Annotated in this window: 11 protein-coding genes and 2 tRNA genes; 9 read left to right on the top strand and 4 right to left on the bottom strand. The window is 71.0% G+C overall.

Annotated features, from left to right (window positions below):
• Positions 1-173 precede the first annotated feature (173 nt).
• Positions 174-662, top strand: coding sequence for a ribose-5-phosphate isomerase (locus OG403_RS12910; RefSeq protein ID WP_329564200.1), 489 nt, complete (start codon positions 174-176; stop codon positions 660-662).
• A gap of 30 nt (positions 663-692) precedes the next feature.
• Here OG403_RS12910 and OG403_RS12905 read toward each other — a convergent pair whose 3' ends face one another.
• Entirely contained in the window at positions 693-1,991 is a 1,299-nt protein-coding gene (locus tag OG403_RS12905; RefSeq protein WP_329564199.1) for a GNAT family N-acetyltransferase, read from the bottom strand.
• 244 nt (positions 1,992-2,235) lie between these two features.
• On the opposite strand from OG403_RS12905, the gene OG403_RS12900 reads away from it, so the two are divergent.
• Both OG403_RS12900 and OG403_RS12895 read left to right on the top strand, forming a co-directional pair.
• Positions 2,236-3,468 (top strand): PP2C family protein-serine/threonine phosphatase, encoded by a 1,233-nt coding sequence (locus tag OG403_RS12900; protein ID WP_329564197.1) that lies wholly within the window; start codon positions 2,236-2,238, stop codon positions 3,466-3,468.
• A 345-nt stretch (positions 3,469-3,813) separates the two neighbouring features.
• Positions 3,814-4,008, top strand: coding sequence for a hypothetical protein (locus OG403_RS12895; protein ID WP_329564196.1), 195 nt, complete (start codon positions 3,814-3,816; stop codon positions 4,006-4,008).
• A gap of 35 nt (positions 4,009-4,043) precedes the next feature.
• On the opposite strand, the gene OG403_RS12890 is transcribed toward OG403_RS12895, so the two are convergent.
• Positions 4,044-4,802 carry a DUF6348 family protein gene (locus tag OG403_RS12890; protein ID WP_329564194.1) on the bottom strand — a complete coding sequence of 253 codons (759 nt, stop codon included), beginning with the start codon at positions 4,800-4,802 and terminating at the stop codon, positions 4,044-4,046.
• A 138-nt stretch (positions 4,803-4,940) separates the two neighbouring features.
• A tRNA-Gly gene (locus OG403_RS12885) sits at positions 4,941-5,011 on the bottom strand.
• Positions 5,012-5,168: 157 nt separating this feature from the next.
• Here OG403_RS12885 and OG403_RS12880 point away from each other — a divergent pair.
• The 5 genes from OG403_RS12880 to clpX all read left to right on the top strand — a co-directional run bounded on the left by OG403_RS12880 (position 5,169) and on the right by clpX (position 10,106).
• Positions 5,169-5,245 (top strand) — tRNA-Pro (locus tag OG403_RS12880).
• A 243-nt stretch (positions 5,246-5,488) separates the two neighbouring features.
• Positions 5,489-6,889 (top strand): trigger factor, encoded by a 1,401-nt coding sequence (gene tig, locus OG403_RS12875; protein WP_329564193.1) that lies wholly within the window; start codon positions 5,489-5,491, stop codon positions 6,887-6,889.
• Positions 6,890-7,228: 339 nt separating this feature from the next.
• On the top strand, positions 7,229-7,846 hold the full coding sequence (locus tag OG403_RS12870; protein WP_442911062.1) for an ATP-dependent Clp protease proteolytic subunit: 618 nt from the start codon (positions 7,229-7,231) through the stop codon (positions 7,844-7,846).
• 56 nt (positions 7,847-7,902) lie between these two features.
• On the top strand, positions 7,903-8,562 hold the full coding sequence (locus OG403_RS12865) for an ATP-dependent Clp protease proteolytic subunit (RefSeq protein ID WP_329564191.1): 660 nt from the start codon (positions 7,903-7,905) through the stop codon (positions 8,560-8,562).
• Positions 8,563-8,822: 260 nt separating this feature from the next.
• Positions 8,823-10,106: an ATP-dependent Clp protease ATP-binding subunit ClpX gene (clpX, locus tag OG403_RS12860; protein WP_329564190.1), complete on the top strand. Its 1,284-nt coding sequence runs from the start codon at positions 8,823-8,825 to the stop codon at positions 10,104-10,106.
• 115 nt (positions 10,107-10,221) lie between these two features.
• On the opposite strand, the gene OG403_RS12855 is transcribed toward clpX, so the two are convergent.
• Positions 10,222-10,971: a hypothetical protein gene (locus OG403_RS12855; RefSeq protein WP_329564189.1), complete on the bottom strand. Its 750-nt coding sequence runs from the start codon at positions 10,969-10,971 to the stop codon at positions 10,222-10,224.
• Positions 10,972-11,284: 313 nt separating this feature from the next.
• Here OG403_RS12855 and OG403_RS12850 point away from each other — a divergent pair, with 313 nt between their 5' ends.
• Entirely contained in the window at positions 11,285-13,915 is a 2,631-nt protein-coding gene (locus OG403_RS12850; protein WP_329572278.1) for a valine--tRNA ligase, read from the top strand.
• The last annotated feature ends 86 nt before the right edge of the window (positions 13,916-14,001 follow it).

Below are 14,001 nucleotides of genomic sequence, written 5' to 3'. Positions count from 1 at the left end.
CGACCCGTCTCACTATCCGGTGGGCGGTGAGCGGGTGCCAAGAAGCCACCCGCTGGGCTCACCATCCGGAACGGGTCATGACCGAGCGTGATGTTCCGGATGCGCCCGCGCTGAGGTGACGTGGTGCCCGCCCTTCGCCGACGACCGGCGACCCGCGTGCCACACTTCTCCCCATGCGCGTGTATCTGGGTTCCGACCATGCCGGATTCGAACTGAAGAACCACCTCGTCGAGTGGCTCAAGGAGGCCGGCCACGAGCCGATCGACTGCGGCCCGCACGTCTACGACGCACAGGACGACTACCCGCCGTTCTGCCTGCGCGCCGCCGAGCGCACCGCCGCCGACCCCGAGGCGCTGGGCGTCGTGATCGGCGGCTCGGGCAACGGCGAGCAGATCGCCGCCAACAAGGTCAAGGGCGTGCGCGCCGTGCTGGCCTGGAGCGAGCAGACCGCCGCGCTGGGCCGCGAGCACAACAACGCCAACGTGATCAGCGTCGGCGGGCGGATGCACACCCGGGAGGAGATGACCAAGTTCATCGAGGTCTTCCTCAACACCCCGTACAGCAACGAGGAGCGGCACACCCGCCGGATCGAGATGCTGACGGCCTACGAGGCCACCGGTGAGCTGCCCCCCATCCCGGCCCACCACCCGCAGCAGGGCTGACCCCGCGCCCCTGGCGCGCCGCACGGGCGTTCAGAACTCGTGCGGCAGCCAGGGCGCCACGTCCCAGGCGAAGGCGTGCGACGCCGCCGCCAGCGCGCCGGGGCGCAGTTCGCGGACCAGCCCGGCCCGGGCCAGCGCGGCCAGCGTGCCGCCGCCCAGGTAGGCCGCGCCCAACTCCCGTACCGAGAGCGCGAGATCGGCGGGCGCGTCGGTGGGCTCGCAGGCCGCGGCGGTGGCCGGACCCGCGCTGTGCAGGTGCCAGCGCCCGGTGTTCCACGGGCAGAACTCGTCCGCCACTTCCAGCACCACGTCCACCGGCGCCGCGTACCGTCGCGAGCGCAGCGCGTCGCCCACCTCCACCAGCCGCACGAAGAGCGAGTCGGAGAGCTGCGGGCAGAGCCGGCGCGGGTCCGATACCAGGTGCAGCAGCGGATCGTCCACCGGCAGGTTCTCCGCCAGCACCGTGTCGGTCAGGTCCAGATCCAGCAGATACGCCCAGAGCGCCGCGTGCGCCGCGGGCTCGGCGGCCGTCACCTCGCGCACCCGCACCTCGCCCGCCGCGCCGCCGTGCTGCCACTCCACCTTGGTCGAGTAGCGCGCGTAGCCCAGCAGTTCGCCGTCCCGCCGGTCCTCGGCCAGCACGCACTGCAGCGCGGTGTGCCCCTGCCGCTCCTCGGGCGGGTCGAGCAGCGACAGCCGGTCCCAGCCGGGGCGGCGGGCCAGCATGCCGGGGCGCGGCGGCACCTGGCGGGCGTACAACCGCTCGCAGGCCGCCGAGCTCCGCGCCGGGTCGGCCAGCCGCAGCCGGATCCGCTGCTGCTGCGCCCGCCCCGGGCCGGGACCAAGGATCCGCACCCGGCTGCGGGCGATCCGCACGTCGAGCTTCCAGCCGGCCAGGCCATAGCCGTACCGCCCGTAGATGCCCGGCTCGGAGGCTTTCAGCACCGCCAGCGACTCGCCGAGCTCGTGGATCTCGTCCAGCTGATGGCGCATCAGCGCGGTCAGCACCCCGCGCCGCCGGTGGGTGGGCGCCACCCCGACCATGGTCACCCCGGCGGTGGGCAGCACCGCGCCGCCGGGCACCGCCATCCGGAACGTCCAGGCGGCGGCCGAGCCGACCGGTACCGCGCCGTCCCAGACGCCGAGCGCACGGTCCACCTCGGTCAGCGCGCGCCACAGCGCCCGGCGCTCGGCCGCCTCAACCTCTCCGAAGGCCACCTCCAGCGCGTCGTACCAGGCGTCCCAGTCGGCCGCCGCGAGCGGTCGCAGGCTGAGTGCCTCCTGGGGCGCGTCGTCGGAGGCGCCCTCCGGCTCGGCAGGCTGTGTCATATGCCACAGCTATCACCCGGGCCGGTCCCGGGCGAGCCGATCGCCATCCGGCACGCGCGGCGGACGGCTCGATACACCGGCGCACGCTGCGATGACGCGCCCTGCGCTGCCCCCGGCGCTGCCGCCGCGAGCCCCTGGTGAGCCCCTGGCGGCCCGCGCCGCCCGGCCGAAATCGAGCGTCAGCGCGGAGAGCTGGTGAACGCCCGTCGACGCGGGACGCCCCCGCTGGATAAGGTCGGGCCCCATGGCTGGCAGCACGCCGGGCACACCGCCCCAGACGAGTGCGACGGGGACCACGGCGAAAGCGGCCGCGGATCCCCTCACGGCCCGGTTGCGCAAGCGCCTCTACCGGGCCCGCCGCACCCTGCGCCGGACCGGGGTGGACTACTTCCGCGGCGACGCCGCCGACTGGCTCGCCTTCGCGGTGCTGCTCCTGCTGGTCCCGCTGCTGGTCGCGCTCAACGTCTGGATCCCCGCCTGGGTCCCGCCGACCGCCCTGGTGCTGCCGATCCTGGTCGGCTCGCTGCTGCTGCGCCCGGTCTCGCTGGTGCTGCTCTACGCGACCGCCGCGCTCGGCCTGTCCACCGAGTCGGTGATCCACACCGGCGAGCGCGCGGCCAGCAGCCGGCCCGACGAGTACGTCTTCGGCGTCACCCCGGGCGCGGCCCTGGTGGTCGGCGCGGTCGGCGTGGCCGGCCTGCTGCTGGCCCAGTTCCGCAGCCGGGTCGGGGTGCCCTGGCGCGGCGGCGGCTCGATGCTCTTCGACCTGCGCGAGCGGCTCAAGGTGCAGAGCCGGCTGCCGAAGCTGCCGGACGGCTGGCACGCCGACATGGCGCTGCGCCCGGCGGGCGGGCAGTCCTTCTCCGGTGACTTCGTGGTCGCGGCCCGCACCGGGCCGGGACGGCGGATGCTGGAGGTCGTGCTGGCCGACGTCTCGGGCAAGGGGATGGACGCCGGCTCGCGGGCGCTGCTGCTCTCCGGTGCCTTCGGCGGGCTGCTCGGCTCGCTCTCCCCGCACGAGTTCCTGCCCGCCGCCAACGGCTACCTGCTGCGCCAGGACTGGGAGGAGGGCTTCGCCAGTGCGGTGCACCTCGCGCTGGACCTGGACACCGGGGAGTACGAGCTGCTCTCGGCGGGCCACCTGCCCGGCATGCAGCGGCTGGCCGGCGCCGGGCGCTGGGAGGTCAAGGAGGCCACCGAGGGCCCGCTGCTCGGCCTCTACGACGGCGCCAAGTTCGAGGGGGTGCGCGGCCGGCTGGGCCCCGGGGACGTGCTGCTGCTCTGCACCGACGGCATGGTCGAAGCGCCCGGGCGCGACCTCTCCGAGGGCATGGACCGGCTGATGGGCGAGGCCGACCGGCTGGTGGCGGGCGCCCAGCTGGGCAGCGACAGTTCGGGTGCGGCGGTGCGGCTGATCGAGACGGTGGCCAAGGACATCAACGACGACCGGGCGGTGCTGCTGCTGTGGCGGGCCTGATCGCTCCTGTCAATGATCAACCACCCGGCACCGGTGATCTTCGGCCAAATCCGGTTGCCCTGTCCGGCAGCTGATCGGTGGACGAACGGCCCAGGTGGACGCCCCCGCCGACGCTCCGTCAACTCCAGTGGGTTATCGTCTCGTCCGACGGAAACTCGTCTCACATCGCAGGATGTTCGGCACGGGTCAGCGGCAAGTCCTTTACGCAGTCGGCACGGTCGACCACACTGAGTCTGGGGCGGGACTGGCCGGATCTCGGGGGCACGGGGGTGGCGGCGGGTTGCGTCTCGGGACCGTCGGACAGGCCGTGGTCCATACCGCCACGACATGAGGAAGTGAGTCCGGGTGGCACTCTCCGTCTCCGCGCTGGTCCTGTTCGGCATCATCCTGATCATCTTCATCCGCAACAAGTCGATCAAGATCCCGCACGCCATCCTGGCGGCGCTCTTCGGCTTCATGCTGAACCAGTCCACGGCGGCCAAGCCGATCCAGGACTTCCTGGCGCAGGTCGCCAAGACGCTCTCCAACATCGGGACCTGACGCCCGGCCAGCTGACGCCTCGGCATCCGCCCGGCTCACTGCCCGGCGCGTCTGGTCCGCCACCAGCGGCCGATCGCCTCGCGCCGCCGTGCCACCGGCCCGGCGGCGACCGGGTCGAGCGCCATCGGATATGCCGGTGGCAACGGCGGCGCGGCCTCGGCCGCGCGCACCGCGGCCAGGCCGGGCTCGTCCGCCGCCAGCAGCACGAACAGCCGCGCCCAGCAGAAGCGTTCGCCCCGCGGCCAGTCCAGGCCGCCCAGTGCCCGTGAAGTGGCCTGCGCCACCGTGCCGTTCACCCGGACCTCGGCCACCTCGTCGCCCGCCCGGCCGCCCAGGAAGAGCTTCACGCCGTTCAGCCGAGGGTCCGTCAACTCCCCGGCCAGGGTGCCGCCCAGTTCGGCCATCAGCTCGCGCCCGCCCAGCCAGTCGGAGAGCCGCGCGCTCTGGAAGCCGAAGACGGTGGCCGGGCCCTGCACCGCCTGCCAGCCCGGCAGCGCGGGCAGCCGCAGGTGGTCGCCGTGCCGGCCCTGGCGCTCCAGGAACTCCACCACCGTGGCGGCCGTGGTGCCGGCCCACATCCGCACCGCGTTGTCGAGCCGTTCCTCCTCGGTGGTGCCCAGACCCGCCGTGCAGTCCCAGAGCACCGGCGCCTCGGCGCTGCCCAGGGTCAGCACGAAGCCGAGGTCGACATGGCCACCGTCCGGCCCCGGGTGCTCGCGCACCGCCACCGCGGTGCTGCCCGGGCCGCGCACCACGGCGCCGTCGATGGTGAACTCCCGCCCATAACGCGCCATTTCCCGCACCACACCGCGTCGAATGACCGCTAGTCGCTGCTCGGGGTCCACCCGCCCTCCTCCTGCCTCGCATCCGGGCACGCCGCCTCCGGGCATGCCAAAGGCCCCGGCTCGCGAAAGCCGGGGCCTTGGGGACAGAGCGGGCGACGAGAATCGAACTCGCGTGACTAGTTTGGAAGACTAGGGCTCTACCATTGAGCTACGCCCGCACAGACGTCCGCGCTCGGCTGATCGGCCGGACCGGACGGGGATCAGCGTACCTGGTCGGGCGCCCGGCGCGCACGCGCCTTCGATGTCCTGAATATTGGCGGCCCGAATATCGGCGAGCCGGATGGGCCCGGCGTGTACGCTTCCTCTCGCAAAGTGCGGGGTGTGGCGCAGTTTGGTAGCGCGTCCGCTTTGGGAGCGGAAGGCCGTCGGTTCGAATCCGGTCACCCCGACCATCACCATCACAGACGGCGGCCACGGCCGTCGGCGAGGTGGCTTTGTGGTACCGGTAGGATGGGCCGCTGGCGGAAGAGCCACCGCCCATTCCCCGGCAGTCGGGGACCGGGCCGCTCGCCGTCCACCCCATACGGGAGATGCCGCACCAGGTGGCTCATCACCCGTCTGCCCGGCCCGCGGCCCGCGAGGGTCTCGGTTCGCAGGCAGACCAGCCGACCGCAAGCCCCATAGGAGACCAAACCGTGAAGAGCGCCGTCGAGACTCTGAACCCGACCCGGGTTCGACTCACCGTCGAGGTGCCCTTCGAGGAGCTCAAGCCCAGCCTCGACGCGGCGTACCAGAAGATCAACCAGCAGGTCACGGTTCCCGGCTTCCGTAAGGGCAAGATCCCGGCCCGGGTCATCGACCAGCGCTTCGGCCGCGCCGCCGTCCTCGAAGAGGCCGTGAACGACGCCCTGCCGCGCTTCTACACGCAGGCGGTCGACGAGGGCAAGATCGAGGTCCTCGGGCAGCCGGACATCACCGACATCCAGGGTGTCGAGGACCTCGCCAAGAGCGGCCTGACCTTCGTCGCCGAGGTGGACGTCCGCCCGGAGATCACCCTGCCGGAGTTCTCCGAGATCTCCGTCGAGGTTGACCCGATCGAGGTCACCGACGAGGACGTCGCCAAGTCGCTGGAGCAGCTGCGCGAGCGCTTCTCCTCGGTCAAGGACGTCGAGCGCGCTGCCGCCGAGGGCGACATCGTGGTGATCGACCTCGAGGCCAAGGTCGACGGTGAGGTCCCCGAGGACGGCACCGCCACCGGCGTGAGCTACGAGATCGGCTCCGGCCGTCTGCTGGACGGCATCGACGAGGCCGTCATCGGCCTGTCGGCCGGCGAGTCGAAGGCCTTCGGCACCGAGCTCAAGGGCGGCACCCAGGCCGGCAAGAGCTCCGAGGTGACCGTCACGGTCACCGCCGTCCAGGAGAAGGAGCTGCCCGAGCTGGACGACGAGTTCGCCCAGCTGGCCAGCGAGTTCGACACCCTGGAGGCGCTGCGCGAGGACTCGCGCGGTCGTCTGGGCCGGATGAAGGAGTTCGACCAGGCCACCCAGGCCCAGGAGCGCGTCCTGGACGCGCTGCTGGAGAAGGTCGAGATCGCCTTCCCGGAGAAGCTCCTCAAGGACGAGATCGAGACCCGCACGCACAACCTCGAGCACCACCAGCTCGAGCCGATCGGGCAGAACCTGGAGGGCTACCTCGCCGCCCAGGGCAAGACCCGCGAGGAGTTCGACGCGGAGACCGAGGAGCAGGCGAAGAAGGGCATCAAGACCCAGTTCGTGCTGGACGAGATCGTGGCCAAGGAGGAGGTGGGCGTCAACCAGGAGGAGCTCACCGAGCACCTGATCCGCCGCGCCGCCGGCTCGGGCCTGACCCCGGACCAGTTCGCCCAGCAGGTCGTCCAGGGCAACCAGGTCCCGCTGCTGGTCGGCGAGGTCGCCCGCGGCAAGGCGCTGGCCCTGGTCGTCGAGGCCGCCACGGTGAAGGACACCAACGGCGAGGAGATCAACTTCGACGAGGAGGACGAGACGGCTGAGACCGTCGAGACCCCCGCCGCCGAGGAGACCCCCGCCGCTGAGGCCGAGGCCACCGAGGAGGCCTGAGCCTCCCGCGGTACCGCTTGACCAGGCCCGGACGCGCATGCGCGTCCGGGCCTGTCCGCTTCTCACCGGGCCCCTCGGCCGAGTGCCGCAGCGCGGATCCCTACCGGGGGAGTGACCCTGCGCTCACAGCGAACAGTTCAGCGTGGGGGATGGTCGGGCCCGGCCTGCGCGTTAGGGTCGACGGAAGCAAGCTTTGAACAGCGTGGGCGGGGTGGCCCGATGCGGGCGCGTGCCCGGGACGCCCGCCCCGGTCCTCGTATGTGACGTAGCGACGGTCGAACCAGACGGACCGTCCGAATCGACTGAGCAGGTGGCTAAGTGACGTTCCCGCAGATGCAGATGCCTGGCCTGATGACGCCGCGCGCCGCCGGTGGTGACGTGCTCGGCGGACTTGGCGACCAGGTCTACAACCGGCTGCTCAACGAGCGCATCATCTTCCTCGGCCAGCAGGTGGACGACGAGATCGCCAACAAGATCACCGCCCAGCTGCTGCTCCTCGCCGCCGAGCCCGACAAGGACATCTACCTCTACATCAACTCTCCCGGCGGCTCGATCACGGCCGGCATGGCGATCTACGACACCATGCAGTACATCAAGAACGACGTGGTCACCATCGCCATGGGCATGGCCGCCTCGATGGGCCAGTTCCTGCTCACGGCCGGCACCCCGGGCAAGCGGTTCTCGCTGCCGAACGCCAACATCCTGATGCACCAGCCCTCCGCGGGCCTCGGCGGCTCGGCCACCGACATCAAGATCCAGGCCGAGCAACTGCTGCGCACCAAGCGGCGGATGTCCGAGCTGATCGCCAGCCACAGCGGCCAGACCTTCGAGCAGATCACCAAGGACTCCGACCGCGACCGCTGGTTCACCGCGGAGCAGGCCAAGGAGTACGGGCTGATCGACGAGATCATGCACAGCGCCGCGGACGTCCCCGGCGGCGGCGGCACCGGCGCCTGAGCGCCTGAGCCCCGCACCCCAGACACGTCGGAACGTATCCGGAGGACAGACCAGCGATGAACCTCAACCCCCTTTCCGCCCGCGCCGAGTTCACTGCCCCGAGGGCAGAAGGGCGCTACATCGTCCCGCGCTTCGTCGAGCGCACCTCGCAGGGCATCCGCGAGTACGACCCGTACGCCAAGCTCTTCGAGGAGCGGATCATCTTCCTGGGCTCCCAGGTGGACGATGTCTCGGCCAACGACATCATGGCCCAGCTGCTCTGCCTGGAGTCGATGGACCCGGACCGCGAGATCCAGATGTACATCAACTCGCCCGGCGGCTCCTTCACGGCGCTCACCGCGATCTACGACACCATGCAGTACGTCAAGCCGGACATCCAGACCGTCTGCATGGGCCAGGCCGCCTCGGCCGCCGCCGTCCTGCTGGCGGCCGGCACCCCCGGCAAGCGGATGGCGCTGCCGAACGCCCGGATCCTGATCCACCAGCCGTACACCGAGACCGGCCGCGGTCAGGTCTCCGACCTGGAGATCCAGGCCCGGGAGATCTTCCGGATGCGCGAGCAGCTGGAGGAGATGCTCTCCAAGCACTCCAACAAGCCGATCGAGCAGGTCCGCGACGACATCGAGCGCGACAAGATCCTCACCGCCGAGGAAGCCCTCGAGTACGGCTTGATCGACCAGATCATCTCGACCCGCAAGGCCTCGCTCACCGACTGAGGCGCGCATGATGGATGGGGCGGGGTGTCGCGAGCGCACCCCGCCCGCCGGGCTCAGGCCCACCAGGACATGGCCCGCCCGACGGCATCTGTTCGGTATCAATTCGCCCAGGGCGTAGGGCAGACCTGTCGAAGTCGACGGATTCTGCGAGTTGGCAGAGTACCGTCGGATACCGAGACTCGACCGCCGCGCTGGCGGTCGCGGTCCACAGCACCAGGCCCCGGACCCCCGCGGGGCCCCTGGCGAAGGGGAAGCACCTCGTGGCACGCATCGGAGACGGTGGCGACCTGCTCAAGTGCTCGTTCTGCGGCAAGTCGCAGAAGCAGGTGAAGAAGCTCATCGCCGGCCCCGGCGTGTACATCTGCGACGAGTGCATCGATCTCTGCAACGAGATCATCGAGGAGGAACTCGCCGAGTCCTCCGAGGTGCGGTTCGAGGAGCTCCCGAAGCCGCGCGAGATCTACGAGTTCCTCGACCAGTACGTGGTCGGTCAGGATCTCGCGAAGAAGGCCCTGTCCGTCGCGGTCTACAACCACTACAAGCGGGTGCAGGCCGGCGAGGCCGGCCGTGGCGGTGGCCGGGACGACGCGATCGAGCTGGCCAAGTCCAACATCCTGCTGCTCGGCCCGACCGGCTCCGGCAAGACGCTGCTCGCGCAGACCCTGGCCCGGATGCTCAACGTGCCGTTCGCGATCGCCGACGCCACCGCGCTGACCGAGGCCGGCTACGTCGGTGAGGATGTCGAGAACATCCTGCTGAAGCTGATCCAGGCGGCCGACTACGACGTCAAGAAGGCCGAGACCGGGATCATCTACATCGACGAGATCGACAAGGTGGCCCGCAAGAGCGAGAACCCCTCGATCACCCGTGATGTCTCCGGCGAGGGTGTCCAGCAGGCGCTGCTGAAGATCCTGGAGGGCACCACCGCCTCGGTGCCGCCGCAGGGTGGTCGCAAGCACCCGCACCAGGAGTTCATCCAGATCGACACCACGAACGTGCTGTTCATCGTGGGTGGCGCCTTCGCGGGCCTGGAGCGGATCATCGAGGGCCGGGCCGGCGGCAAGGGCATCGGCTTCGGCGCCACCATCCGCTCCAAGCGGGAGAGCGACGCCAGCGACCACTTCCGCCAGGTGATGCCGGAGGACCTGGTCAAGTTCGGCATGATCCCGGAGTTCATCGGCCGTCTGCCGGTGATCACCAGCGTGCACAACCTGGACCGCGAGGCGCTGCTGCAGATCCTCACCGAGCCGAAGAACGCGCTGGTCAAGCAGTATCGCAAGCTCTTCGAACTGGACGGCGTCGAGCTGGAGTTCAGCCGGGACGCGCTGGAGGCGATCGCCGACCAGGCGATCCTGCGCGGCACCGGCGCGCGCGGGCTGCGGGCCATCATGGAGGAGGTGCTGATGTCCGTGATGTACGAGGTCCCCTCGCGTCAGGACGTCGCCCGCGTGGTGGTCACCGGAGACGTGGTCTCCAAGCACGCGATCCCGACCCTGGTCCCGCGCGACATGATCAAGCGCGAGCGGCGCGACAAGAGCGCCTGACCCCGCGCCGCCGGATCCCGGCGGGACGGCGAGAGCGGACGACGAGAGGGGCCCGCGACCGGTTTCGGTCGCGGGCCCCTCTCGCACTGACCCGCAGGCCCTCAGGTCCGGCGGGTCACTTCGCCACCACCATGGCGTCGTGGAGCTGCTCCGTCGTCTTCGCGGCCTGGGCCGGGGTGAGGGTCAGCGTCTGGGGGCCGGCCTTGAAGTAGCTGGCGCTGCCGAAGGTCGAGGTGCTCGACCAGACGCAGACGGTCTGCCCGCCGGTGTCCGGGGCGCCGGCGATCCTGAAGTCCAGCACGCCGCACTTGAGGGTGGCACCGTCCCGGTTGGCGCCGCCGGAGTAGCTGGTCAGCGGGGTGGTCCAGGTGCCGCCGCCCGCGGTCAGCTGGGTCGTGTAGTCGGACATCGCCTTGGCCGGGTTCTTGAGCTTGCCGTAGTAGCCGAAGAAGGCGATCGAGGTGTTTCGGTCGGCGTCGTTGGTGTAGTCGGCCTGCACCGAGGTGATGCCGGTGCCGGTGTCAGCGGCCTTGGCCGGGTCCACCGGGGTGCTCTTGGTGTCCTTCAGCGTCCAGCCGTTGTCCGGCCCGAGCGCCAGCATCTGCGGGACGGACAGCTTGTAGCTGCCGGGCGCGGCGGTGGAGCCACCGACCGCCTTGAAGATCGCGAACCCGCCGCCGCCCAGCACTACCACGGCGACCAGCACACCGACCAGCACGCCGCCCTTGCCCTTGCGCGGTGCCGGTCCCGGCTGGCCCCAGCCCTGCTGCGGCTGCATCGGCTGCATCGGCGGTTGGCCCCAAGCGGCCTGCGGCTGCGGCGGGTAGGGCGGTTGGGCCTGCGGGTAGGGCTGCTGCGGCGGCACCCCGTAGCCCTGCTGCGGGGGATAGGACGGCTGCCCGTACTGCGGCGGCTGCGGTGCCTGCGGCTGGGGCTGCCCCCACTGCGGTGGCTGCCCGTACGGCGGCTGCCCGTATGGTGGTTGGCCCTGCGGCGGCTGACCCTGGCCGTACATGCCTCTGCGCTCCCCCGCCGCGTGCGTGCGGCCCTCGTTCTGATCCACCGGTCCGGCCGGGCCTGGTCGAGCACCCGTCCGAGCTTCGGGCACGCTACCGTACGTCCGCCGCGCGGGCGCAAGGCATGACCTCCGGTTCCGTAAACTGTGTGTCGTGACCGACATGACGAACCAGCGCCCCACCGACCACGCGTCCGGGGACAATGCAGCAGCTCTCCCGACCACCTACGCCCCGGGCGAGGTAGAGGGCGAGCTGTACGAGCGCTGGGTATCGCGCGGTTACTTCACGGCGGACGCGAAGAGCGACAAGCCGGCGTACACCATCGTGATCCCGCCGCCGAACGTGACCGGTGCCCTGCACCTCGGCCACGCCTTCCAGCACACCCTGATGGACGCCCTGACCCGTCGTAAGCGGATGCAGGGCTACGAGGCGCTCTGGCTGCCCGGCATGGACCACGCCGGCATCGCCACCCAGAACCGGGTCGAGCAGCAGCTCGCCTCCTCCGGCCTCTCCCGCCACGACCTGGGCCGGGAGGCCTTCGTCGAGAAGGTCTGGGAGTGGAAGGAGAACTACGGCGGCCAGATCCTGGGTCAGATGCGCCGCCTGGGCGACGGCGTGGACTGGTCGCGTGAGCGCTTCACGATGGACGAGGGCCTCTCGCACGCCGTCCAGACCATCTTCAAGAAGCTCTTCGACGACGGCCTGATCTACCGCGCCGAGCGCATCATCAACTGGTGCCCGCGCTGCCTGACCGCGCTCTCCGACATCGAGGTGGAGCACGAGGACAGCCCCGGCGAGCTGGTCTCGATCCGCTACGGCGACGGCGACGAGTCGATCGTGGTGGCCACCACCCGCGCCGAGACGATGCTGGGCGACACCGCCGTCGCGGTGCACCCGGACGACGAGCGCTACCAGCACCTGATCGGGCGCACCATCGCGCTGCCGCTGACGGACCGCCGGATCCCGGTGGTCGCCGACGAGCACGTGGACCCGGAGTTCGGCACCGGTGCCGTCAAGGTGACCCCGGCGCACGACCCCAACGACTTCGCCATCGGCCAGCGGCACGACCTGCCCAGCCTGACCGTGATGGACGAGCACGGCGCGATCACCGTGCACGGCCCCTTCCTCGGCCTGGACCGCCTGGAGGCCCGCTCGGCCGTGGTCGGCGAGCTGCGCGAGCAGGGGCGGATCGTCGAGGAGAAGCGCCCCTACATGCACGCGGTGGGCCACTGCTCGCGCTGCCACACCATCGTCGAGCCGCGCCTGTCGCTGCAGTGGTGGGTCAAGGTCGAGCCGCTGGCCAAGGCGGCCGGCGACGCCGTGCGCGACGGCCGCACCCAGATCCACCCCAAGGAGATGGAGGGCCGCTACTTCGCCTGGGTCGACAACATGCACGACTGGTGCATCTCGCGGCAGCTCTGGTGGGGCCACCGGATCCCGGTCTGGTACGGCCCCGACGGCGAGGTGGTCTGCGTCGGACCGGACGAGCAGCCGCCGACCGGCGAGGGCTGGACCCAGGACAACGACGTGCTGGACACCTGGTTCTCCAGCGGCCTGTGGCCCTTCTCCACGCTGGGCTGGCCCGAGCAGACCCCGGACCTGGAGAAGTTCTACGCCACCGACGTCCTGCTCACCGGCCACGACATCATCTTCTTCTGGGTCGCCCGGATGATGATGTTCAGCCTCTACGCGATGGACGGCCGGGCGCCGTTCCACACCGTGGCGCTCACCGGCCTGGTCCGCGACCAGTTCGGCAAGAAGATGTCCAAGTCCAACCCGAACGCGGTCGACCCGCTGGACTGGATGGACGCCTACGGCGCCGACGCGGTCCGCTTCACCCTGGCCAACGGCGCCAACCCCGGCGCCGACGTGCCGATCGGCGAGGAGTGGGTCAAGGGCTCGCGCAACTTCTGCAACAAGATCTGGAACGCCACCCGGTTCGCGCTGATGAACGGCGCCACCGTCGAGGGCCCGCTGCCGGCGCCCGAGGCGATGACCGCGGCGGACCGCTGGATCCTGTCCCGGCTGAACGAGACCGTCGCCCAGGCGGACGCGCTCTACGACGACTACCAGTTCGCCAAGGTCTCCGACGCGCTCTTCCACTTCGCCTGGGACGAGGTCTTCGACTGGTACGTCGAGCTCTCCAAGACCACCCTGGCCAAGGGCGGCGCCACCGCCGACGCCTCGCGCCGGGTGCTCGGCGAGGTGCTGGACGTGACGCTGCGGCTGCTGCACCCGATCGTCCCGTTCGTCACCGACACCCTGTGGACCACGCTGACCGGCGCCGAGTCGCTGGTGATCGCCGAGTGGCCCAAGGACAGCGGCTACCGGGACCCGGCCGCCGAGGCCGAGATCGCCACCCTGCAGCAGGTGGTCACCGAGGTCCGCCGGTTCCGTTCGGACCAGGGCCTGAAGCCGGGTCAGAAGGTCCCGGCCGCGCTGGAGCTGGCCGGCACCACGCTGGTCGCGCACGAGGACGCGATCCGCTCGCTGCTGCGCCTGACCCTGCCGGAGGAGGGCTTCGCGCCCACCGCCTCGCTCCCGGTGGCCGGCGCCACCGTCGCGCTCGACCTCTCCGGCACCATCGACGTGGCCGCCGAGCGCAAGCGGCTGGCCAAGGACCTCGCGGTCGCCGAGAAGGAGAAGGCGCAGACCGCCGCCAAGCTCGGCAACGAGGGCTTCCTGGCCAAGGCGCCGGACGACGTGGTGGTGAAGATCCGGGCCCGCCAGGAGGCGGCCGAGGCCGACATCGCCCGGATCACCGCGCAGCTGGCCGCGCTGCCGCAGGGCTGACCGACCGCGCCGACGGCAGCCCTCGGCGCTCACGCCACTGGCCGCACCCCGCTCGGGGTGCGGCCAGTGGCGTTTCGGTTTGGATT

It is taken from the genome of Kitasatospora sp. NBC_01266, assembly GCF_036242395.1.
Taxonomy (GTDB): domain Bacteria; phylum Actinomycetota; class Actinomycetes; order Streptomycetales; family Streptomycetaceae; genus Kitasatospora.
Note: the sequence above shows the minus strand (reverse complement) of the source record. Positions and strands in the feature narration are given on the sequence as shown.